Consider the following 20,991-nt stretch of genomic DNA (forward strand, 5'->3'; position numbering starts at 1 on the left):
CCCTCCTCCGGCGGGGTGGTCGGCTCGCCGGTGGCGCCGCCGTCGTCACCGGGCGGGGTGGTCGGCGTCCCGGTGCCCTCCTCCGGCGGGGTGGTCGGCTCGCTGGTGGCGCCGCCGTCCTCCGGGGTGGTCGATGGCTCGTCGGTGGCCGGCCCCGCACCGCCACCGGCCGGTCCGCCGCCCGCGGTTCCCGTCGGCGCCGGCTCGTCGGCCGGCACCTGGGGGGCCGGTGCCGCGGGTCGCGGACGGCCCACCGGCGTGGCGCCGCCGGCGGTCACCGACGGCGAGGCGGACCACGTCACCGGCACGCAGCACGCTGCCCGCCGGGTCGACGCCCGTGACCGTGCCGGGCGCGCTCCCGGTCGTGGGGTCCTGCACCTGGCGCACCGCGAGACCGAGGGCCCCGAGCTCCGCGGCGACCTCGGCCGCGGGCCGGCCGAGGAGGTCCCCGGGCTCCAGCACCACACCGTCCTGGGCCGACGGGTCGGAGACCGCGCCCGCGGAGGGGCCCGGGTCGGCGCCCGGACCGGGCACGAGGTTCAGCGCGCCGGCCCCGAGGAGGAAGGCCACCACCGGCAGGGCCACGACGAGGACCGGCCGGCGGACGCGCGACCCGGCCTCCGGGCGGGCGACCGGGGCGGCCCGGCGCCTCGAGGCGGCGCGGCGGCGCTCGGCCGCCCGGCGCTCCCGCCGCACCGGGCCCGCCACCACCGACCGGGTCGGCGGCTCACCGGAGGGCCGCTGGATGGTCTCCTCGATCGCGGCGAGGAAGGCCGCACCGTCGCGGGGGCGCTCGCCGGGGTCCTTGACCAGCGCGGCGTCGATGAGGGCGCGCACGTCCGGCGGCAGCTCGGCCGGCAGCGGTTCGGGGGTCTCCTGCACCTGCTTGAGCGCGACGGTGACCGGGTTGTCGCCGTCGAAGGCCGCGTGCCCGGCGAGGGACTCGTAGCCGACCAGGGCGAGTGCGTAGACGTCGCTGGCCGGGCTCACGTGCTCGCCCCTGGCCTGCTCGGGCGACATGTACTGGGCGGTGCCCACGACCTGGCCGGTGCGGGTGATCGGGGCGCTCCCCGCCGACCACGAGATGCCGAAGTCGGTCAGCTTCACCGTGCCGTCCGCACCCAGGAGGATGTTGGCCGGCTTGACGTCGCGGTGCACCACGCCGGCCCGGTGGGCCTCGGCCAGGCCGGCAGCCGCCTGCCGCAGCAGCGAGAGCGTCGCCCGGGTGTCCAGCGAACCCTCCTCGGCCAGCCGCGTCGACAGCGACGCCCCCTCGACGAGCTCCATCACCAGGTAGGCCAGGCGCTCTCCGGTGTCCTCCGCGGCCGTCTCGCCGTAGTCCAGGACGGCGGCGATGTTCGGGTGGCTCAGCCCGGCCGCGTGCCGGGCCTCGGAGCGGAAGCGGGCGACGAAGACGGGGTCGTCGGCGAACTCGCTGCGCAGCACCTTGACCGCCACCGTCCGGTGGAGCTGCAGGTCGCGGGCGCGCCACACCTCGCCCATGCCACCGACGGCGATGAGTTCGTGGAGCTGGTACCGGCCGTCCAGGCATCGTCTGCTGGTCTCGGCCGTCACTCCCGGTCCCCTCGTGTGCGTGCCGCGGGGTCCACCCGCGCGTCGTCATGTGCCCGTGCGCCCCTCAGGGGTGCCCGTTCGGGCGGGGGCTGAACCCCGCCGCGCCCGATCGGCTCGGATCCGCGGCTCCCGGGGGTGCCCGCGAGCCCGCCCGACGGGCACTCGTACGGTGCGTCGCGGGCCGCACCCGGCCACGACCCCGTCCGCACCGACCGGCAGGAGCACCCCCCATGAGCGTCGTCCTCGTCACCGGTGCGAGCTCCGGGCTCGGCGAGGAGATGGCGCGGCAGTTCGCCGCGCTCGGCCACGACCTCGCGCTCTGCGCCCGGCGCACCGACCGGCTCGACGCCCTGGCCGCGGAGCTCCGCCCGGCCACCGGCCGGCGGGTGGAGACCGCCGCCCTGGACGTCACCGACGCCGACGCGGTCCCCGCCGTCTTCTCCGCCTTCGCCGAGGCGTTCGGCACGATCGACCGGGTGGTCGTCAACGCCGGCCTGGGCAAGGGGGCGCCGCTGGGCACCGGCCGCCCCGATGTCAACCGCGAGACGGCGATGACCAACTTCGTGGGCGCCCTGGCGCAGACGGAGGCGGCGCTGGAGATCTTCCGCCGCCAGGGCCACGGGCACCTGGTGCTGATCTCCTCGATGTCGGCCCTGCGCGGCATGCGCCGGTCGATGACCACCTACGCCGCGACCAAGGCGGGTGTCGCGTCGCTCGCGGAGGGCGTGCGCAGCGAGCGCATCCCCGGTGTCGACGTCTCCGTCGTCCACCCGGGCTACATCCGCTCGGAGATGAACGAGCACGTGCACCAGCGCACCCGGTTCATGGTCGACACGCCGACCGGGGTCCGGGCGATGGTGGCCGCCATCGAGGCCCGGCGGACCACGGCCTACGTCCCGGCGTGGCCGTGGGTGCCGATCGGGCTGGCCATGCGGGTGCTACCGCTCTCCGTGGTCCGCCGGCTCACCTAGGGCGCCGGAGCGGAGGGCTCAGTTGTAGTTGACGTGCACGTGGTCGAAGTGGTTGGCCGTCGCGCTGCCGCGGTTCTCCATGGCCTTCCACGAACCACCCGGCGAGGACAGCATCCGCTGCTGCCAGATGAGGTAGTCCACGCCCAGCTCGTCCCAGTGCGCCCGGTGGTACTCGACGATGGCGTCGCCGAGGGAGGCGTTCGACATCACCATGTAGTCCAGCGCCAGGCCCGAGGGGTGCCCGCCGGGGTCGGCGGCGCTGGCCCGGGTGCCGCCGAGGGTGATCCCCGCGGCGCCGGGCACGTTGCTGACGACGGCGTCGGCCGCGGCCTGGGTCTGCGGTCGGACGCTGCCGGCGGTGTTGCTGATCCGGGCGACGGCCGTGGCCGCCACCGAGGTGGCGGCGCTCGTCGCCGCGCGCGCCTCCTGGGTCGGGCTCGCGGGGGCCGCGGCGGCCCGCTGCTCGGCGGCCGCCGCGGCGGCGGCCTCCTCGGCCGCCTTCTTCTCCGCCTCGGCGCGGGCCTGCGCCTCGGCCTCGGCCCTCTGCCGGTCGAGCTCGGCCTGGTCGGCGGCGGCCTGGGCCTGCTGCGCCGCGGCCTGGTCGGCCTCCCGGGTGCTGCGGCTGGCCGCGAGGTCCTCCAGCGGCTCGAGGTCCTCGGTCACGTCGATGGGGCCGGCCTGGGCGGAGAGGCCCAGCGCCTGCGCCACGCTGACCGACTCGGAGGTGCCGGCCTCGGCCTGGGCGGCCGGCTCGACGCCGACGAGGCTGTTGACCAGCACGGCGCCGGCGACGGCGACGCCGAGGTAGAGCGCCGGCCGGCGGACGGCCGCGGGCGGACGGCGGCGGAGGGCGAGCGGGCCGCGTCGGCCGGTGGTGGTGGTGCGGGGATCCATGGTGTTCGGGTGCTCCGGGGTGTGGGTGCGCGACCGGCCGTCAGGCGCGGGCCGTGGAGGATGCGGGCAGCGGGCCCGGGCGCAGGTCGCGGGGCCGCCGGGCACCGGCGGGGAGGCCGGTGCGGCACGTCGGCGGGCGACCGGCGGGACGCCGGGCAGCGCGTGCGATCAGATCCGCGGACGCGCCCGGAGGCGGCGGTGCCGGCGGGCGCAGGGTCGTGCGGCGGTGCAGGGGCGCGCCATGCGGCGGCTCTCCGTTCTTCCGTCTGCCGCCTACCGGGTTAGCTGACGGATTCGGGCGGGAAGCGGCCCTACCCGCGACGGGACGTACCCGGCGTGGGGAGCGGACGACCGTCCGGGCGCAGCCACCGTAACCGCCGTTATGCAGTCGTGACAATCAGCGGGCGCGGAATTCCACGACGTGATGTGTGTCGCGGTGACCTGCAGCGCCGCTGGGTGGTGTATCCCGCGCGCGTCCTCAGCCGGCGTCGGCCCAGGAACGGACGACGGCGACGTCGAGCGGGAAGTCCACCGGGAAGCCCCCGAACAGCAGCCGGCCGGCGGTCGAGGCCGCGGCGCGGACGGCGTCGGCCACCTCACCGGCGAGGTGCTCGGGGGTGTGCACGACCACCTCGTCGTGGAGGAAGAAGGCCAGGTGCGGCCGGGCGCCGGCGTCGCCGAGCCGCCACAGCCGGTTCCGCAGGTCGGCCAGCCAGCACAGCGCCCACTCGGCCCCGGTGCCCTGGACGACGAAGTTGCGGGTGAACCGGCCCCAGGCCCGGCGGGCCCGGTCGCCCTCCTCGTGCGGCGGCCAGGACCCGGGGCGCGGCGACCCCCGCCCGAGCAGGGTGTGCACCACCTCGCCGCGCTCACCGGCGCGGGCGGCCTCCTCGACCAGCCCGATGGCCCGGGGGTAGCGCCGGGCGAGCCGGGGCATCATCCGCCCGCTCTCCCCGCGCGTGCCGCCGTACATCGCGCCCAGGATGCCGAGCTTGGCGTCCGCCCGCGTGGCCACGGCGCCCGCGGCCACCATCCCCGCGTACAGGTCGGCCGCTCGGGCGGCCTCCGCCATCGCGCCGTCGCCGCTCATGCCGGCCAGCACCCGCGGCTCGAGCTGCGCGACGTCGGCGACGACGAACCGCCACCCCTCGTCGGCGACCGCCGCGGGCCGGACGACGGTCGGCACCGAGAGCGCCCCGCCCCCGGAGGAGGCCCACCGCCCGGTCACCACCCCGCCGGGCACGAAGACGGCGCGGAACCGGCCGTCGCGCACCCAGGTGTCCAGCCAGGCCCACCCGTTGGCCGCCAGCAGCCGGGAGAGCCTCCGGTACTCCAGCAGCGCCGGGATGCCGGGGTGGACCAGCTGCTCCAGCGTCCAGGAACGGGTGTCGGCGACCGGCAGCCCGGCGTGCTGCAGCACCCGCAGCAGCTCGCCGGGCGAGTCCGGGTTGAGGGTGGGGGCGCCGAACGCCGCGCGGACCTCCGCCAGCAGCCGCTCCAGCACCGCCGGGCGCCCGCCCGCCACCGGGCGCGGCCCCAGCAGGCCGGTGAGCAGCCGCGCGTGCACGTCGGCCCGCCAGGGCAGGCCGGTGTGGGCCAGCTCCGCGGCGACCAGCGCCCCGGATGACTCCGCGGCCAGCAGCAGGGCCAGCCGGTCCCGCTGCGGCGAGGCCGCGAGCACCGCCTGCTGGCGCCGGTGCTCGGCCAGCGGGTCGAGCAGGTCGGCCGGGTCGGCCAGCGGGAAGAGCGCCGTCTCCGGCGGTGCGCCGGGCGGCAGGGCGTCCCAGCCGGGGGTGTCCTCCCCGGCGAGCAGGTCCTGGGCGGCGAACGGCGAGCGCCGCAGGATCGCGTGCCCCAGCCGCAGGTCGGAGCAGCGCTCGACGCGGACCCCGGCCGTCAGCAGCCCGGGGTACCAGCGGGTCGTGTCGTCCCAGATCCAGCGGACCGGCGCCGCGACGCCCTCCCGCTCGGCCACGTACCCGGCGAGCGCCGCAGGGTCGAGCCGGTCGCGGCGGCCGACCACCCCGTCGGCAGTGAGGTCGACGGCCTCGACCGCGTCGCCGCCGCGACGGAGCAGGACCCGCTCCACCCGCGCCCCGCCTACGGGGCGGTGGGGCCACCCCGGCCGAGCAGCCGGTGCAGGCAACGCGCCGGGAGACCCAGCACCACCCGGGTGACGTGCACGCCGAGGCGGAGCAGGTCGGCGTAGTCCGGGGGGCGGACGGCGGCACGGGGCGACGGGTCACCGGCCGGCGGGCCGGAACGGGCCGCCCCGGTCCCGGACGAGGAGCGCGCAGGCGCGGACGGGGACGCCCCCGGTCGGGGCGGGGCGGGCGCGGCCGCGGGCTCCACCGGGACCAGCAGGTCGACCGCCGAGCGGCGCCGCGGGGCCCGCAGGGAGTCGAACGACGGGATCGCCGGCGCCACCGGGCCCTCCTCCTCCGCTCCCGCGTCCCCGCCGCCGGCGGGCGCCGGACCGGCGCCGGGCAGCCGCGCGGGCGGCTCGGGGACGACGGCGCGGATCGCGGCGACCAGCCCGGGCCCCAGCCCGGGGACGGCGCTGAGCTCCCGGTGGGTGAGGGCGGCCAGCGCCCCGGTCTCGGTGATCCCGGCGCGGGTCAGCGCGGTGACCGCCCGGGCGGGCAGCCCGAGCTCCCGGATCGATCCCGCGGGCTGTCCCGGTGCGCTGGTCGGCATGACGGCCAACCCTAGCGATGCCCTCCCGCCGCCGCTCCGGTGGCGGGAGGGTCAGACCGCGACCACCTCGTAGGTGTGCCCGGCGGCCCGCAGCCGCTCGACCAGCACCTCACCCAGCGCCGTCGCCGGGGTCAGCGAGCCGGCCCGGTCGGGCAGCCGCTCCTCGTCGAGGGCGAGCGCGAGAGCGGCCTCACCGAGCATCACGGCGGTGGCTTTGTAACCCGGGTCGCCGCTGCCCGCGGCGGTCGCGCGGTACCGGCGGCCGTCCTCGGTGGTGGCGTCGACCACCATGCGGAACCAGCCCTTCTCCCGGACCGACTCGCTCGGCCCGGTCCCGGGCGCGGGCAGCACCCGGTCCAGCAGCGCGCGGGTCGGCGACAGGCTCATCGCCGACACGGTGGCGAGCAGCCCGGCGGTGACCCCGGCGGCGGTCACCGCGCCCACCGGGCCGCGCCCCACGCCCATCACCTCGCTGTACCGCAGCCCCCGCCCGTAGGCCCAGTCCTGCAGGGCGTTGCTGCGCCTGACGATGCGGGTGTTGAACGGGGCCATGACGAACGGCGCGGTCCAGCGGCCGTCGGGCGTCCGGGTGGGCAGGCCGGCGTCCCGCGGCTGGCGGGTGCCGGGCTCCGCCGCCCGGTCGGGGCTCAGGGCGAAGGGGTCACCGACCACCCGGCGCCGCGCCGGGTCGGCCTGCAACGCCTCCACCTGCGCGCGCATCGAGTCGATCGTCCCGCCGCTGAACCCGCCCCGGAGGGTGGCGACGAGCTCCACGTCGGTCAGGCCACCCGCACCGTCGGCGGCCGCCTGCCGGGCGAGCAGGAGCACGCTGAGGTCGGAGGGGACGGAGTCGTAGCCGCACGCGTGCACGAGCCGCGCGCCGGTCTCCGCCGCCACGGCGTGGCAGCGCTCGATCGCATCGCGGACGAACAGCACCTCGCCGGTGAGGTCGGCGTAGTGGGTGCCGGCCCGGGCGCAGGCCTCCACCACCGGCAGGCCGTACCGGGCGTAGGGGCCGACCGTCGTGACCAGCACGCGGGTGGACCGGGCGAGGGCGTCCACGGACGCCTCGTCGGTCGAGTCGGCCTCGACCAGCACCCAGTCCCGGCCGCCGGAGGGCAGCGAGCGCCGGACCTCCTCCAGCCGGTCGCGGGACCGGCCGGCCAGCGCGATGCGGGTCCCGGCCGGGGCGTGCTCGGCGAGGTAGCCCGCGAGCAGCCGGCCGACGAAGCCGGTGGCCCCGTAGACGACGAGGTCGTGGGTCCGTGCGTCTTCTGCCATGCGGCCATCCTCGCCTGCCGCAGGGACGGTGTCCCGCCGGCCACCCGTCGCACCGGCCGTCCCGGCACGTCTCGGCGAGGTAACGACCCGGAACACCGGCCACTCCGATCGCTCGCGTTCTCGAGGGTCCGCGGGGCCGTGCCGATGGAGGTCGCATGGCAGTGCGCCTCGCATCGGTGCGGACCGCGACCCGTCGGCAGGTCGCGGAACGGTCGTCGACGTCCCCGTGGTGGCGGTCGGCGGTGGTGTACCAGGTCTACCTGCGCTCGTTCGCGGACGGGAACGGGGACGGCGTCGGCGACCTGGCCGGCCTGCGTTCCCGGCTGCCGTACCTGTCGTGGCTGGGCGTCGACGCGGTGTGGATCAACCCGCACTACCCCTCCGGGGGCGCCGACGGCGGCTACGACATCGTCGACTACCGCGCCGTCGACCCCGAGTACGGGGACGTGGCCGACCTGGAGGCGCTGGTCGCCGAGGCCCGCGCGCTGGGGCTCCGGGTCGTGCTCGACGTCGTCCCGAACCACACCTCCGACCGGCACCCCTGGTTCCAGGCCGCACTGGCCGACCCGGACTGCCCCGAGGCGTCGCGCTACCACTTCGCGCCGCCGTCGGCGGAGCCGCCGAACAACTGGCAGTCGCTCTTCGGGGGGCCGGCCTGGTCGCGGACCCCCGACGGCCGCTGGTACCTGCACCTGTTCGCCCCGGAGCAGCCCGACCTCAACTGGCGCGACCCCGCCGTCGCCGCCGACTTCGAGCGGACGCTGCGCTTCTGGCTCGACCGCGGCGTCAGCGGGTTCCGCGTCGACGTGGCCTACGGCCTGTTCAAGGACGTCGGCCTGCGCGACAACCCGGGCGCCTACTCCCCCACCCTGTTCGGCCACGGCCCCGAGCAGGCGATGACCTGGAACCAGCCCGAGGTGCACGACGTCTGGCGGCGCTGGCGCTCGATCTGCGACGAGTACCCCGACACCATGCTGGTCGGCGAGGTCTGCCTGGCCGACCCGCGCGAGGTGGCCCTCTACTCCCGCCCCGACGAGATGCACCAGTCGTTCAGCTTCCGGCTGCTGAAGTCGGCCTGGTCGACCGAGGCGTTCGCCGACGGGGTGCGCAGCGCGCTGGACGCCTTCGGCGAGGTCGGCGCCCCGGTCTCCTGGGTGCTGGGCAACCACGACAAGGACCGGCAGGTCACCCGCTTCGGCGGCGGCGCCGTGGGCACCGCCCGCGCCCGCGCCGCGGCGCTGCTGATGCTCGCGCTGCCGGGCTCGGCCTACGTCTACGCCGGCGACGAGCTCGGCCTGCCGCAGGCCGACGTCCCCGACGAGGCCAAGCGCGACCCGATCTTCTTCCGCAGCGGCGGCGCCCGCAGCGGGCGGGACGGTTGCCGGGTGCCCATGCCGTGGAACCCCTCGCCCGGTGTCGGCTTCTCCACCCGCGCCGGCGCCGAGCCGTGGCTGCCGATCCCCGCCGAGTGGGACCGGTACGCGGTGTCCCGCCAGGCCCGCGACGGCGGCTCGATGCTGACCCTCTACCGCCGCGCGCTGGCGCTGCGCGAGGCGCACCCGGCGCTGGGGTCGGGCCGGGCGACGGTGAGCACCCGGGGCGAGGTCCTCACCGTCCGGTGCACCGCCGACGACGGCAGCGTGGTCCGCTGCGTGGTCAACATGGGCACCGGGACGACGCTGGTGCGCACCCGCGGCACCGTGCTGCTCGCCTCGAACACCCACGTCCGCCGCTCGCCGGCCACCGTGGCGCTGCCGCCGCACACCGCCATCTGGCTCGCCGAGGGCTGACCTCCCCCGTCCGGGTCACGTGCGGTGCCGGCACGTGGCAGTCGCCCCGTCGACCGGCCGATGGGATCGGGTGACCAGCGTGGCGGAACGATCCGGCGGGGAACGCGGCTCGGGCCTGCCCGCACCGCCTCCCGCGGGCGCCGACCCGGGGCTGCGGGCGGAGATCGCCGAGCTGGAGGACCGTTCCCGGTTCGACGAGGACGGGCTGGAGCAGCGGGCCGAGGTGGCCCTGGCCGGGGCGCGCGAGGCCGGCCTGCCCGAGCTGGAGCGGCGCGCCCGACTGGTGCAGGCCGACCTGGTGCGCCGCCGCGGCGGCGTCGCCGAGGCCGGCCGGCTGGCCGAGGAGATCCACCGCTGGGCGGCCGACCACGGCTCCCGCAACCTGCTGGCCCGGGGCCACTTCGTCCTGGCCGCGGTGTTCCAGGAGCTCGGCGACCTGTCGCTGGCGCTGGAGCACGCCGTCCGCTCCGTGGAGCTGCTCCCCGACGACGCGCGGACGCAGGTGCGCATCGACCACCACGCCCGGCTGGCCGACTGCCTCGGGCTCAACGGCGATCTCGCCGCCCGCGACCGCTACGACCACGTGCTGCGGCTCGCCGAGGAGATCGGCGACGTCGACCGGCAGCTGCTGGTGCTCAACAACCGCAGCTACTGCGAGATCCTCGCCGGCCGCTTCCAGGAGGCGCTCCTCTGGTGCGCGAAGCTGCAGGACCTGGCGGTGCGGCACGGCATCCCCCTGCGGGTCGGCCGGCTGGACACCGTCGGACGGGCCCTCATGGAGCTGGACCGGCTGGAGGAGGCGGAGGCCGCGCTGCTTCCCGGTCTCCACCCCGAGGTGCTCGACGCCTCCCTGGACGGCGACGCCGGGGCGGACTTCCTGCTCACACTCGCGGAGATCCGCCGCCGGCGCGGCCACCTGCCCCGGGCCCAGGCGACCCTCGACGAGTGCGTGCGCCGCTGCGAGCGGCACGGGCTGACGTCGATCCGGGTGCGCGCCCGCCGGGAACAGGCGGAGCTGCACGCCGCCGCCGGGGACTTCCGCGCGGCGTACGAGGAGCACCGCTCGTACTGCGACGAGCTCATGGAGCTCCAGTCGGCCCAGCGCGACGCCCGCGCCCGGGCGCTCCAGGCCATGTACGAGACGACCGAGGCGCGCCGGCAGAGCCGGCGGTACCGGGAGCTCTCGCTGCGCGACCCGCTCACCGGGCTCTACAACCGCCGCTACGTCGACGAGGAGCTGCCGCGGCTGCTGGCCGAGCACCAGGGCGCGCTGACCGTGGCGCTGCTGGACCTCGACCACTTCAAGCGGGTCAACGACACCTGCTCGCACGAGGCCGGCGACCGCGTGCTGCGCGCGGTGGCGGACCTGCTCGAGGAGCAGGTCCGGCGGGGGCCCGCGCCCGGTGGCTCGTTCGTCGCCCGGCTCGGCGGCGAGGAGTTCCTCCTCGTGCTGACCGGCACCGACCCCGGCACCGCGGTGCGGCACGTGGAGGCGGTCCGCCGGGCGATCGGGGCCCACCCCTGGGAGGCGCTCACCGGGGGGCTGCCGGTGACCGCCAGCATCGGCACGGCCCACGGCGGCAGCTCGCCGGCGGACGCGCTGGGCCGGGCCGACGCCGCCCTGTACGCGGCCAAGCGGCAGGGGCGCGACCGGGTCGTCGTCGCCGGCTGAGGGCGAGGCGCCGCCGCGGCGTCACACCGGCTCGACGCCGAAGACCCGGGCCAGCCGCTCGATCTTGCGGGCCCGGCCCAGCCGGGGCAGGTCGCTGCCGTCGCGGATCACCTGACCGCGGGCGTCGAAGTCCGCGAGGAAGTCCCGCGCCCAGGCGACGTCGGACGGCGTCGGGCTGATGACCTCGTTGATCACCGGCAGCTGGTCCATGTCCAGGCAGAGCTTCCCGGTCAGGCCGAGGGAGACGGTGACCGCGGTCTGCTCCCGCAGCACCGGGTGGCTGCTGCTCACCGTCGGGCCGTCGATGGGGCCGGGGAGCCCGCCGATCCGGCTGGCCACCACCAACCGCGAGCGCGGGTAGGCCATCGCCAGCTCGTCGGCGCTCGTGCCGGTGTCCCTGCGGTAGTCGCCGCTGCCGAAGGCCAGCCGGAAGGCGCCGCGGGCCCGCGCGATGTTCACCGCCTCCTCGATGCCCAGCGCCGACTCCACCAGCGGGAGCACCGGGGTGGCACCGCCGAGGCGGTCGAACGTCTCGGTCACGTGCTCGGCGGCCTCGGCCTTGGCCAGCATCACCCCGAGCAGACCGGGCACCCGCGCCAGGCCGGCGACGTCGTCGGCCCAGTAGGGGGTGGAGTGGTCGTTGATCCGCACCCAGGCGCCGTTGCCCTCGCGGGAGAGCCACTCCGCGACCCCGTCGCGGGCCTCCCCCTTGTGCGCCGGGTCGACGGCGTCCTCGATGTCGAGCACCACCTGGTCGGCGCGCGAGTCACGGGCGACGTCGAACAGCTCCGTGCGCGCGCCGTTCACCAGCAGCCACGAGCGGGCGTCCTCGGGTCCGACCTTCTTCTTCGCTCCCACGGGCCCATCCTCGTACGGATCCCCTCCGCCCACCCTTCGGGGGTCGCTCCGATGCGTGCCGGTCCCGGTGGTGGGCAACGCCAGCGGCGTCCGCAACCGACACCACGGAGGGAGCAGGCGTGACCGGAGGAAATCTCGAGGAGACCGGTACCGGCGACGCCGCCGAGCGGATCGGCCAGGCACCCACGACCACCGACGTCACCGACCCGGAGCGCTCGTCGCGCAACACCGCCGCGGGCACCGGGTCGGAGCCCGGGGAGGGGCCGGTGCAGCCGGCCGCGGACGAGGGGGTCGACCCCTCGTCCGGCATCGAGCCGCACAACGAAGGGCTGACCTGACCGAGCGCCGGCGCGGCCGGGCCGGGAGCCACCTCCCGGCCCGGCCCACGGCTCAGCCCGGACTCAGGCCCCGGCCACCCGCGGCGCCACCTCGGTGCCGAGCAGCTCGATGCCGCGCATGAGGTCCTCGTGGGCGAGCCGCGGGTTGGTCATCTGCAGCGCGACGCGGTCCACCCCGCCCAGCTGCTCGGAGACCCGCCGGAGCTTGGCCGCCACCGACTCCGGGTCGCCCATGAAGAAGGCGCCGTCCGGCCCGCTGGTGGCGTCGAACTGCGCCCGGGTCGGGGTGGCGAAGCCCCGTTCGCGGGAGATCTTCGCGAACATCTCGTGCCACCCGGGGTAGATGGTGTCCGCGGCCGCCTGCGTGCTCTCCGCGACGAACCCGAACACGTGCAGCCCGACCTTCAGCGCCTCGGGCGGGTGGCCGGCGTGCGCGCCCGCCCGGCGGTACAGGTCGACCAGCGGGGCGAACTGGCGGGGCTCGCCGCCGATGATCGCGACCATCAGCGGCAGGCCCAGCAGGCCCGCCCGCGCGAAGGACTCCGGCGTCCCCCCGACCCCCACCCAGATCGGGAGCGGGTCCTGCAGCGGGCGCGGGAACACGCCCTGACCGCTCAGCGGGGGGCGGTGCTTCCCCGACCAGGTGACGTGCTCGGACGCCCGGATGCGCAGCAGCAGGTCGAGCTTCTCGGCGAACAGCTCGTCGTAGTCGGCCAGGCTCAGGCCGAACAGCGGGAAGGCCTCGGTGAACGAGCCGCGGCCCACGACCAGGTCGATCCGTCCGCGGGAGATCAGGTCGAGGGTGGCGAACTGCTGGAAGACCCGCACCGGGTCGGCGGCGCTGAGCACGGTGACCGCGCTGCCCAGCCGGATGCGGGAGGTGCGCGCCGCCGCGGCCCCGAGGATGACCGGGGGCGCGGAGTCGTAGTACTCGCTGCGGTGGTGCTCGCCGATGCCGAAGGAGTGCAGGCCGACGCGGTCGGCGAGCTCGATCTCCTCGAGCAGGTGGCCCATCCGCTCCTCCGGGCCGATCAGCCGCTCGGTGCGCGGGTCGGTGACCGCCGCGACGAAGCTGTCGACGCCGACGTGCATGGAGGTCCTCCGGGAGCTCGGGAACAGGCGGGACCGGGCGGCCCCGGCGGCCAGTCAACACCGCGGCGCGCAGCGGCGCTCCCGGTCGGCCGGCGCTACTCCCCCAGCGCGGCCGGCCAGGTCAGCTCGCCGGCCGCCTGCCGGTCGAGCACGAGCACCGCGTGCCCGGAGCCGGCCGGGGCGGTGCGCGCCCGGGCCAGGCACCGGCGCCACCGGGTCGCGTGGCGCCGCATGCGGCCGTCCGGGATCGTCCGGCCGCGGGCCCGCTGCCCGTCGCGGGCCACCCGCGGCGGCACGTCGAGGAGCACCAGGCGCAGCGCCCGGCCCGAGCGGCCTGCGGTCAGGACCACCAGCCCCCGCCAGCCCCGGCTGGTCCACGGGTCGGTCAGCACGACGAGCGGGGCATCACCGGCCACGACCCGCAGCACCCGCCAGCGGTGCCAGGCGTGCACCCACGGGCGCAGCAGGCGGTACGGCACCCCGGGGGCCGCGCGCCGCACCCGGGCGGCGACGTCCTCGGAGTCGAGGGCCGTGACCGGTCGGGCGCCCCCGGCGAGCAGGCGCCGGAGCAGCGTCGTCTTCCCGCTGCCCGGCAGGCCACCGACGACGACGAGGACGCGCCCGGGCCGCCCCGGCGGTGCGCCGCGACGACCGGTTGCCGTCGGGACGGTGCTGCCGGCCACGGCGCCTCCTCGCTGGTCGGGCGCACGAGCCTGCCCGGGCGAGGTGCGGTTTCCCGGGGAGCCACCTGGATGCTTCCTGTGAACCCCGCTGCGGTCAGCCGGCCGGGACCACCCGGTCGAGCCAGGCGAGCAGGTCCCGCACGACCTCGTCGCGGTTGGTCTCGTTGAAGACCTCGTGCCGGGCGCCGGGGTAGGCCCGCAGCGTCACGTCCTGCACGCCGGCCTCCCGCAGCCGGTCGACCAGCACCTGGACCAGCGCCAGCCGCCCGTTCAGCGGGTCGGCGTCGCCGACCGCGACGTACACCGGCAGGTCGGCGCGCACCCCGCGCAGCTGCTCGACGTCGGCCAGCCGGCGCCCGGCCAGGAACATCTGCCGGCTGTCGGCGGCGGTCAGGCCGAAGCCGCACCGCGGGTCGGCGACGTAGGCGTCCACCTGCGCCTCGTCGCGGGAGAGCCAGTCGTAGTCGGTGCGGGCCGGCTGGAACGGCGCGTTGAACGCCGAGAGGTCGGTCGGCCCGTCCAGGTCCACGGCGGGCTCCAGCAGGTCCAGCACCGTGGTGCCGGTGAGCACCAGGGCGGCGAGGTCACCGGAGCGGTCGAGCACGTGCTGCTGCGCGGCGAAGGAGCCCATGCTGTGCCCGAGCAGCACCAGCGGCGCGTCGGGGAGCTCGGCCCGCACGGAGTCGGTCACCCGCCCGATGTCGCGCACCAGCTCGTCCCAGCCGCCCGGGCCCAGGTCGCCCCACGCGCCGTCTCGGGCGGTCGCGCCGTGGCCGCGGTGGTCCTGCCCCACGACCACCCAGCCCGCACCGGTGAGTGCGGCTGCCAGCGCCTCGTAACGAAGAAGGTGCTCCCCCATGCCGTGCGTGAGCTGCACGATGCCGCGCACCGGGCCGGCAGGGTCCCAGCGGTGGACGGTCAGGGAGACGTCGTGGGCGGAGGTGATGGAGGAGGTCCGGTCCGGCATGCCGGGAGGCTACGGCCGGGCGGGCCCCGGCCGCACCCACGGCGGACGGGCAGCCCGCACCCAGGCCGTGCACAGCCCGGCGGCCGACCGTGGCGGCATGGACGACGACGCGACCGGACAGCTCTTCGACGCCACCGCGGCCCGCACCGTGGTCCTGGCCCGCCGGCCGCCGGGCGCCTGCGCCGTCGAGTGCGTGGTCTCCGACGTCGTCTGGGGCGAGGTCGTCCGGCTGCTCCGCTGGGCGACGGCAGGCACCCGGGGCGACCGGACCCTGCAGGTCGGTGCCTGGTGGCGGCTGGCCCGTGGGTGCGCGGACCTGCTCCGGCGGCTGCCCGGCCTCTGCGACGAGATCGCCGAACCGTGGGGCCTGGACGGTGGCGCCCCGGTCCCACCGAAGCTGGACGCCGGCGACCGCATCGCCCTCGCGGCCGACCGGGTCGTGGCGCTGCTGCGCTCACCGCGACCGGTCCCGCTGCGCACGCTCGCCGCCGAGGTCGACGCCCTCGGCTCGGCCGCCGTGTCAGCCCTGGCCTCCGGGCCGCTGCACCGGGGCCCGTGGTGAACGGCCGCCGCGTCGTCCTCCAGCCCGTCCTGGGTGCAGCCCTCGTCGGGGTGGCCGCCCTCACCCTCACCCCCGAGGGGGCCGGCTGGTCGTGGGGCTCGCCGGTCGAGGAGCTGCGCTGGTACGCCTCGGGGCTGGACTCCCCCGCGACGCTGGGCCAGCTGCTCGGCAACCTGGGACTGCTCGTCGTGCCGGCGGCGCTGGCGGTCCTGCGCTGGCCCGCGCTCGGGCGGCCGGCGCGGCTGGTCGCACTGGGCGCGGCCGCGGGCGCGGGCATCGAGCTGCTTCAGTGGGCGCTGCCGCTGGGGCGCGTGGTCTCCCCGCTGGACGCCGTCCTGAACGCCGCTGGCGCCGTCGTGGCCGGGCTGCTGGTGGCGGCGGCTCAGCCGGACTCGGCGATCCGCTTGATCGCCGCGAGGGTCACCGGGATGCCCTCGTGCGCCTGCCGGGTGCGCTCGGCGATCCGCTCGCCGGCCGACTCCCCGAAGCGCTCGGCGAAGAAGGCCTGGCCGGCGGGGAGGAACTCCCAGTGCTCGGTCAACTCGGTGCCGCCGCCGACGGGCACCATCGTGTAGCCCCAGCGGACGTAGCCGGCGCCCACCTCCCACGCGAACTCGCGGCCGCGGTCGGCCGCGACCACGCGGGACCGGCTCTCCCACGTCCGCTCGGGCGTGACGTTGCGCCCGGTGAAGCCGTCGCCGACCTGCCCCGAGGCGCCCTCGTCCCACCAGCACTCCCGGCAGATCGGGCTCCACTCGCCAGTCCGCGTGACATCGGAGACGAGGTCGTACACGGCCTCCGGGGCGGCGGCGACGGTGACCGAGGCGGCGTGGCGCAGTTCGCTCATCGGCGCAGTCTCCCAATCGTCATGCGTGCCCGGCGACGGGGCCCGGGTAAGCGGCGCCGCGTGGAGGAGTTGCTGCAGGAGATCGTGAACGTCCTGGTCGTCGTCGTGGAGGCCTGCGGCGCGGCGGTCATCATCATCGGCGCGGTCTGGGCGTTCCTGCTCTTCCTCTGGGTCGGCCTCCGCGACCGGAGCACGCGGAACTTCGTCCCCGTCCGGCTGACGCTGGGCCGCTTCCTGGCCCTGGGCCTGGAGTTCCAGCTGGCCGCCGACGTCCTGAAGACGGCGGTGGCCCCGAGCTGGGAGGAGATCGGCCAGCTCGCCGCGATCGCCGCCATCCGGACGGCGCTGAACTACTTCCTCGGCAAGGAGATCGCCGAGGAGAAGCGGCAGATCGAGGAGGACCGGGAGGCACCTTCCGACGCCGCCACCGACCCGACCCACCACCGGCGCACCGGGGGGAGCGGGTGAGCTCGACGCTGGTCGCGGTCACCGGCGCGATGTCCCAGGTGGTGGCCGCGATCGCGGTGGTCTCCGGCGGGCTCGCGCTGGCCGTCACCCGCCGTCCGGGGCCGGCCCTGGGCGTCCTGCTGGACCTCCTCGTGGCCGCCGGGCTGCTCCGCCTGGTCGGTGACCCCGACTGGCAGACCATCGCGGTCACCGGCACCGTCGTCGCGCTGCGCCACCTGATCAGCTACGGCCTGCGGCTGGGTGAGCGGTCCCTTGAGGAGACGCCCAGGGGCGCCCCGGGGCCCACGACCCGCCCCCGGCCACCCCGCGACATCGTCGGCCGCCTGCTGCGGCCGGCCTGGCGCCGGTGACGCGCCCGCGCGTCAGGCCCGGACCTGCCCCGCCGCGGGCGTCTCCCCGCCCTCGAGGTCGCCCTCGGTGTCGAGGTAGGCCTGCTGCAGCTCGGCGAGCACCTGCGGGTCGGGCTCCGCCCACATCTTCCGGTCGACCGCCTCCAGGAGCCGCTCGGCGATGCCGTGCAGCGCCCACGGGTTCGACTGCTCCATGAACGCCCGGTTCTCCGGGTCGAGCACGTACGTCTGCGCCAGCTTCTCGTACATCCAGTCGGCGACGACGCCGGTGGTGGCGTCGTAGCCGAACAGGTAGTCGACGGTCGCCGCGAGCTCGAAGGCACCCTTGTAGCCGTGCCGGCGCATCGCCGCGAGCCACTTGGGGTTCACCACGCGGGCGCGGAACACCCGGGCGGTCTCCTCGGTCAGCGAACGGGTGCGCACCTGCTCGGGGCGCGTCGAGTCCCCGATGTAGGCCTTCGGCGCGCTACCGGTCAGCGCACGCACCGTGGCCACCATCCCGCCGTGGTACTGGAAGTAGTCGTCGGAGTCGGCGATGTCGTGCTCGCGGGTGTCGACGTTCTTCGCCGCCACCGCGATCCGCTTGTAGGCGGCCTCCATGTCGGGGCGGGCCTGCACCCCGTCGAGGTCGCGGCCGTAGGCGTAGCCACCCCACACCGCGTAGACCTCGGCGAGGTCGGCGTCGCCCCGCCAGTCGCGCGAGTCGATCAGCGGCAGCAGCCCGGCGCCGTAGGCACCGGGCTTGGAGCCGAAGACGCGGGTGGTGGCCCGCCGGCGGTCCCCGTGCTCCGCGACGTCGGCCTCGACGTGCGCCCGCACGTGGTTGTCCGCGGGGTCCTCCTCCAGTCCGGCGACCAGGGTCACCGCGTCGTCGAGCATGGTGACCACGTGCGGGAAGGCGTCCCGGAAGAAGCCGGAGATCCGCACGGTGACGTCGACCCGGGGCCGGCCGAGCTCCTCGAGGGGTACCGGCTCCAGCGCGGTGACCCGCCGCGAGGCGTCGTCCCACACTGGGCGGACGCCGAGCAGCGCCAGCACCTCCGCGACGTCGTCCCCCGAGGTGCGCATGGCCGAGGTGCCCCACACCGAGAGCCCGACCGAGCGCGGCCACTCCCCCGTGTCGGCGCGGTAGCGCTCCAGCAGGGAGTCGGCCATCGCCTGGCCGGTCTCCCAGGCCAGCCGCGAGGGCACCGCGCGCGGGTCGACCGAGTAGAAGTTGCGGCCGGTCGGCAGCACGTTGACCAGCCCGCGCAGCGGGGAGCCCGAGGGTCCGGCGGGCACGTACCCGCCGTCGAGGGCGTGCAGCGTGGCGTCGAGCTCCTCGGTGGTGCGCGCCAGCCGGGGCACCACCTCGTCGACGGCGAAGCGCAGCACGGCCGCGACGGCGTCGTCGTCCCGGTCGAGCACCTCCCGCACGACCTCGGGGACGGCCGACGCCGTCCAGCCGCGGTCCTCCATGCCGCCGACGAGGGCGGCGGCGAGCTCCTCGACCCGGTCGGTCTCGCGCAGGCCCGCGGTGCCGTCCTCGGCCAGGCCGAGCGCCTCGCGCAGCCCGGGCAGGGCCACCGAGCCGCCCCAGATCTGCCGGGCGCGCAGCATCGCGACGACGAGGTCGACGCGGTCCTGCCCGGCCGGCGGCGAGCCGAGCACGTGCAGCCCGTCGCGGATCTGCGAGTCCTTGATCTCGCAGAGCCACCCGTCGACGTGCAGGATCATCTCGTCGAAGTGCTCGTCGGCCGGGCGCTCGTTCAGCCCCAGGTCGGCGTCCAGCTTGGCCGCCTGCAGCAGGGTCCAGATCTGCGCGCGGACGGCGGGCAGCTTGGCCGGGTCCATCGCCGCGACGTTGGCGTGCTCGTCGAGCAGGTGCTCGAGCCGGGCGATGTCGCCGTAGGAGTCCGCGCGCGCCATCGGCGGCACCATGTGGTCGACGAGCGTGGCGTGCGCGCGGCGCTTGGCCTGGCTGCCCTCGCCGGGGTCGTTGACGAGGAACGGGTAGACCAGCGGCAGGTCGCCGATCGCGGCGTCGGGCCCGCAGGAGGCCGACAGCCCGACGGTCTTGCCCGGCAGCCACTCCATGTTGCCGTGCTTGCCCACGTGCACCAGCGCGTGCGCGCCGAACACCGATCGCAGCCACCAGTAGGCGGCGAGGTAGTGGTGCGACGGCGGCAGGTCGGGGTCGTGGTAGATCGCGATCGGGTTCTCGCCGAAGCCGCGCGGCGGCTGCACCATCACGACGACGTTGCCCGCGCGCAGGGCGGCGAAGACGATGTCGTCGCCGTCGACGAACAGCGAGCCCGGCGGCTGACCCCAGTGCTCGACCATCGCCGCCCGCAGGTCCTCGGGCAGCGCGTCGAAGAAGGCGCGGTACTCGGCGGCGGGGATGCGCACCGGGTTGCCCGACAGCTGCTCCTCGGTGAGCCAGTTCTCGTCCTGCCCGCCGGCGGCGATCAGCGCGTGCACCAGCGCGTCGCCGTCGAGGTCGGCGACGCCGGGCAGCGCGCCGGGGCCGTCGAAGGGGCCGATGTCGTAGCCGGCCCCGTGCATCGCGGCCAGCAGCCGGACCACCGACGCCGGGGTGTCGAGGCCGACGGCGTTGCCGATGCGGGCGTGCTTGGTCGGGTAGGCCGACAGCATCACGACGATCCGCCGGTCGGCCGGCGGGGTGTGCCGCAGCCGGGCGTGCGCGACGGCGGTGCCGGCCACCCGGGCGGCCCGCTCGGGGTCGGGCACGTAGTGCGTGAGCCCGTCCTCGTCGGTCTCCTTGAAGGAGAACGGCACGCTGATCAGCCGGCCGTCGAACTCGGGGATGGCCACCTGGTTGCCGACGTCCAGCGGTGAGAGCCCGTCGTCGTCGGCCAGCCACTCGTCGCGGGACCGGGTGAGGCACAGCCCCTGGACCACCGGCACGTCGAGCTCGGCGAGCGCCCCGACGTCCCAGGCGCCGTCGTCCCCGCCGGCCTGCGCGGTGGCCGGGCGTGAGCCGCCGGCCGCGAGCACGGTGACCACCAGGGCGTCGGCGGTGCGGAGGGCGGCGAGCAGGTCGTCGGGCACGCTGCGCAGCGAGCTGACGAAGACCGGCACGGCTCGGCCGCCGGCGTCCTCGATCGCGGAGCAGAGGGTCTCGACGAACGCGGTGTTCCCGGCCAGGTGGTGCGCCCGGTAGTAGAGGACGGCGACCCGTGGCCCGGTGACGGTCCGCGCGGTGCGGTCCAGCAGCCCCCAGTCCGGCGCGACCGACGGCGGCTCGAACCCCTCGCCGGTGAGCAGCACGGTGTCGGAGAGGAAGCGGTGCAGCTGGACGAGGTTGTCCGGCCCGCCCTGCGCCAGGTAGCCGTGCGCCTCGGTGGCCACCCCCATCGGGACGGTGGAGAGCTCCATCAGCTCGGCGTCGGGCACCTGCTCACCGCCCAGGACGACGACCGGCGCCGGCCCGGCCAGCAGCGGGGCCAGCACCTCCTCGTACTGCCGGCGCACCCCGAGGATGCGGACGACCACCAGCTCGCTGCCCTCGGTGAGCGCGGCCATGCCGGCGGCGTCGAGGCGGGCCGGGTTGCCCAGCCGCCAGCCGGCGCCGCTGGCGCGGGCCGAGAGCAGGTCGGTGTCGCTGGTCGAGAGCAGCGTGAAGGTCACGTCGGGCCTCCCTCGGGGTCCGCGCCCCGGGTCGTCGGGCACGGCAGCCGGAGTGTCTGGCTCGCCCGGGGCCGGGCTCACAGTGGCGGGACCGCACCGGGATCGCACCGGTTTCCTCGCTGCACTGCCGTGATGTGGTCAGGACGCTACCGGGGGTGCGCAGTCCGCGAAGCGGCACCCGTGTTCGCATCCGGGCGGTGTTCCGACGGGGAAGGAGGGGTATCGACCGGTCCTAGCTGGGAGTCGCCATGGCACTGCGTCCACACCTCCGCCGCACCCGCACCGCGCCCGAGGCGCCACCGCCCGCCCCGCAGGC

General features: G+C 76.5%; 18 protein-coding genes and 2 riboswitches. Of the genes, 7 read left to right on the forward strand and 11 right to left on the reverse strand.

The features are described from left to right. Window positions 1–45: 45 nt before the first annotated feature. Window positions 46–1,575 carry a protein kinase gene (locus tag E9549_RS19845; protein WP_236828313.1) on the reverse strand — a complete coding sequence of 510 codons (1,530 nt, stop codon included), beginning with the start codon at window positions 1,573–1,575 and terminating at the stop codon, window positions 46–48. 230 nt (window positions 1,576–1,805) lie between these two features. On the opposite strand from E9549_RS19845, the gene E9549_RS19850 reads away from it, so the two are divergent. After that, entirely contained in the window at window positions 1,806–2,546 is a 741-nt protein-coding gene (locus E9549_RS19850) for an SDR family oxidoreductase (RefSeq protein ID WP_236828314.1), read from the forward strand. Window positions 2,547–2,564: 18 nt separating this feature from the next. Here the strand turns inward: E9549_RS19850 and E9549_RS19855 are convergent, their stop codons facing one another. The 4 genes from E9549_RS19855 to E9549_RS19870 all read right to left on the reverse strand — a co-directional run bounded on the left by E9549_RS19855 (window position 2,565) and on the right by E9549_RS19870 (window position 7,418). Then, window positions 2,565–3,440, reverse strand: a complete 876-nt coding sequence (locus tag E9549_RS19855) for a hypothetical protein (protein WP_236828315.1) — start codon at window positions 3,438–3,440, stop codon at window positions 2,565–2,567. Between the two features lie 255 nt (window positions 3,441–3,695). Further along, window positions 3,696–3,853, reverse strand: a riboswitch (cyclic di-AMP (ydaO/yuaA leader). Between the two features lie 65 nt (window positions 3,854–3,918). Continuing rightward, on the reverse strand, window positions 3,919–5,529 hold the full coding sequence (locus E9549_RS19860; protein WP_236828316.1) for a bifunctional 3'-5' exonuclease/DNA polymerase: 1,611 nt from the start codon (window positions 5,527–5,529) through the stop codon (window positions 3,919–3,921). 11 nt (window positions 5,530–5,540) lie between these two features. Next, window positions 5,541–6,137, reverse strand: coding sequence for a DNA-directed RNA polymerase subunit alpha C-terminal domain-containing protein (locus E9549_RS23860; RefSeq protein WP_304505812.1), 597 nt, complete (start codon window positions 6,135–6,137; stop codon window positions 5,541–5,543). A 51-nt stretch (window positions 6,138–6,188) separates the two neighbouring features. Further along, window positions 6,189–7,418 (reverse strand): trans-acting enoyl reductase family protein, encoded by a 1,230-nt coding sequence (locus E9549_RS19870; protein ID WP_236828317.1) that lies wholly within the window; start codon window positions 7,416–7,418, stop codon window positions 6,189–6,191. Between the two features lie 155 nt (window positions 7,419–7,573). On the opposite strand from E9549_RS19870, the gene E9549_RS19875 reads away from it, so the two are divergent. Then, window positions 7,574–9,208: a glycoside hydrolase family 13 protein gene (locus tag E9549_RS19875; RefSeq protein WP_236828318.1), complete on the forward strand. Its 1,635-nt coding sequence runs from the start codon at window positions 7,574–7,576 to the stop codon at window positions 9,206–9,208. 79 nt (window positions 9,209–9,287) lie between these two features. Continuing rightward, the gene (locus tag E9549_RS19880; protein WP_236828319.1) at window positions 9,288–10,880 is read left to right on the forward strand and encodes a GGDEF domain-containing protein; all 1,593 of its coding nucleotides are present in this window, start codon (window positions 9,288–9,290) and stop codon (window positions 10,878–10,880) included. Window positions 10,881–10,901: 21 nt separating this feature from the next. On the opposite strand, the gene E9549_RS19885 is transcribed toward E9549_RS19880, so the two are convergent. Further along, entirely contained in the window at window positions 10,902–11,738 is an 837-nt protein-coding gene (locus E9549_RS19885; protein WP_236828320.1) for a CoA ester lyase, read from the reverse strand. A gap of 119 nt (window positions 11,739–11,857) precedes the next feature. Here E9549_RS19885 and E9549_RS19890 point away from each other — a divergent pair, with 119 nt between their 5' ends. After that, window positions 11,858–12,076, forward strand: coding sequence for a hypothetical protein (locus E9549_RS19890; RefSeq protein WP_236828321.1), 219 nt, complete (start codon window positions 11,858–11,860; stop codon window positions 12,074–12,076). A gap of 63 nt (window positions 12,077–12,139) precedes the next feature. Here the strand turns inward: E9549_RS19890 and E9549_RS19895 are convergent, their stop codons facing one another. The 3 genes from E9549_RS19895 to E9549_RS19905 form a co-directional block, all read right to left on the reverse strand. Continuing rightward, on the reverse strand, window positions 12,140–13,168 hold the full coding sequence (locus E9549_RS19895) for an LLM class flavin-dependent oxidoreductase (RefSeq protein ID WP_236828322.1): 1,029 nt from the start codon (window positions 13,166–13,168) through the stop codon (window positions 12,140–12,142). A 95-nt stretch (window positions 13,169–13,263) separates the two neighbouring features. Beyond that, window positions 13,264–13,851 (reverse strand): AAA family ATPase, encoded by a 588-nt coding sequence (locus tag E9549_RS19900; protein ID WP_236828323.1) that lies wholly within the window; start codon window positions 13,849–13,851, stop codon window positions 13,264–13,266. 94 nt (window positions 13,852–13,945) lie between these two features. Then, a complete protein-coding gene (locus E9549_RS19905; RefSeq protein ID WP_236828324.1) occupies window positions 13,946–14,818 on the reverse strand; it encodes an alpha/beta fold hydrolase in 873 nt (290 codons plus the stop codon). A gap of 97 nt (window positions 14,819–14,915) precedes the next feature. Between E9549_RS19905 and E9549_RS19910 the strand changes: the two genes are divergently transcribed. After that, complete coding sequence (locus E9549_RS19910) at window positions 14,916–15,380, forward strand: hypothetical protein (RefSeq protein WP_236828325.1); 465 nt, start codon at window positions 14,916–14,918, stop codon at window positions 15,378–15,380. Between the two features lie 382 nt (window positions 15,381–15,762). Here the strand turns inward: E9549_RS19910 and E9549_RS19915 are convergent, their stop codons facing one another. Continuing rightward, the gene (locus E9549_RS19915; RefSeq protein WP_236828326.1) at window positions 15,763–16,227 is read right to left on the reverse strand and encodes an SRPBCC family protein; all 465 of its coding nucleotides are present in this window, start codon (window positions 16,225–16,227) and stop codon (window positions 15,763–15,765) included. Between the two features lie 60 nt (window positions 16,228–16,287). Between E9549_RS19915 and E9549_RS19920 the strand changes: the two genes are divergently transcribed. Together E9549_RS19920 and E9549_RS19925 are read left to right on the forward strand one after the other, a co-directional pair. Beyond that, a complete protein-coding gene (locus tag E9549_RS19920; RefSeq protein WP_236828327.1) occupies window positions 16,288–16,695 on the forward strand; it encodes a DUF1622 domain-containing protein in 408 nt (135 codons plus the stop codon). Next, window positions 16,692–17,045, forward strand: a complete 354-nt coding sequence (locus tag E9549_RS19925; RefSeq protein ID WP_236828328.1) for a DUF1622 domain-containing protein — start codon at window positions 16,692–16,694, stop codon at window positions 17,043–17,045. Before E9549_RS19920 ends, E9549_RS19925 begins: the two co-directional genes overlap by 4 nt. A gap of 12 nt (window positions 17,046–17,057) precedes the next feature. Here the strand turns inward: E9549_RS19925 and cobN are convergent, their stop codons facing one another. Then, the gene (gene cobN, locus E9549_RS19930; protein ID WP_236828329.1) at window positions 17,058–20,675 is read right to left on the reverse strand and encodes a cobaltochelatase subunit CobN; all 3,618 of its coding nucleotides are present in this window, start codon (window positions 20,673–20,675) and stop codon (window positions 17,058–17,060) included. A 50-nt stretch (window positions 20,676–20,725) separates the two neighbouring features. Next, window positions 20,726–20,793, reverse strand: a riboswitch (cobalamin riboswitch). Between the last annotated feature and the right edge of the window lie 198 nt (window positions 20,794–20,991).

Source organism: Blastococcus sp. MG754426 (assembly GCF_021699055.1).
Classification (GTDB): Bacteria; Actinomycetota; Actinomycetes; order Mycobacteriales; family Geodermatophilaceae; genus Blastococcus.

Excerpts from the sequence above, each read along its gene's own strand:
- E9549_RS19850 (WP_236828314.1), top strand. The coding sequence starts at position 1,806 with ATGAGCGTCGTCCTCGTCACCGGTGCGAGCTCCGGGCTCGGCGAGGAG.
- E9549_RS19855 (WP_236828315.1), bottom strand. The coding sequence starts at position 3,440 with ATGGATCCCCGCACCACCACCACCGGCCGACGCGGCCCGCTCGCCCTC.
- E9549_RS23860 (WP_304505812.1), bottom strand. The coding sequence starts at position 6,137 with ATGCCGACCAGCGCACCGGGACAGCCCGCGGGATCGATCCGGGAGCTC.
- E9549_RS19870 (WP_236828317.1), bottom strand. The coding sequence starts at position 7,418 with ATGGCAGAAGACGCACGGACCCACGACCTCGTCGTCTACGGGGCCACC.
- E9549_RS19875 (WP_236828318.1), top strand. The coding sequence starts at position 7,574 with ATGGCAGTGCGCCTCGCATCGGTGCGGACCGCGACCCGTCGGCAGGTC.
- E9549_RS19895 (WP_236828322.1), bottom strand. The coding sequence starts at position 13,168 with ATGCACGTCGGCGTCGACAGCTTCGTCGCGGCGGTCACCGACCCGCGC.
- E9549_RS19905 (WP_236828324.1), bottom strand. The coding sequence starts at position 14,818 with ATGCCGGACCGGACCTCCTCCATCACCTCCGCCCACGACGTCTCCCTG.
- E9549_RS19910 (WP_236828325.1), top strand. The coding sequence starts at position 14,916 with ATGGACGACGACGCGACCGGACAGCTCTTCGACGCCACCGCGGCCCGC.
- E9549_RS19915 (WP_236828326.1), bottom strand. The coding sequence starts at position 16,227 with ATGAGCGAACTGCGCCACGCCGCCTCGGTCACCGTCGCCGCCGCCCCG.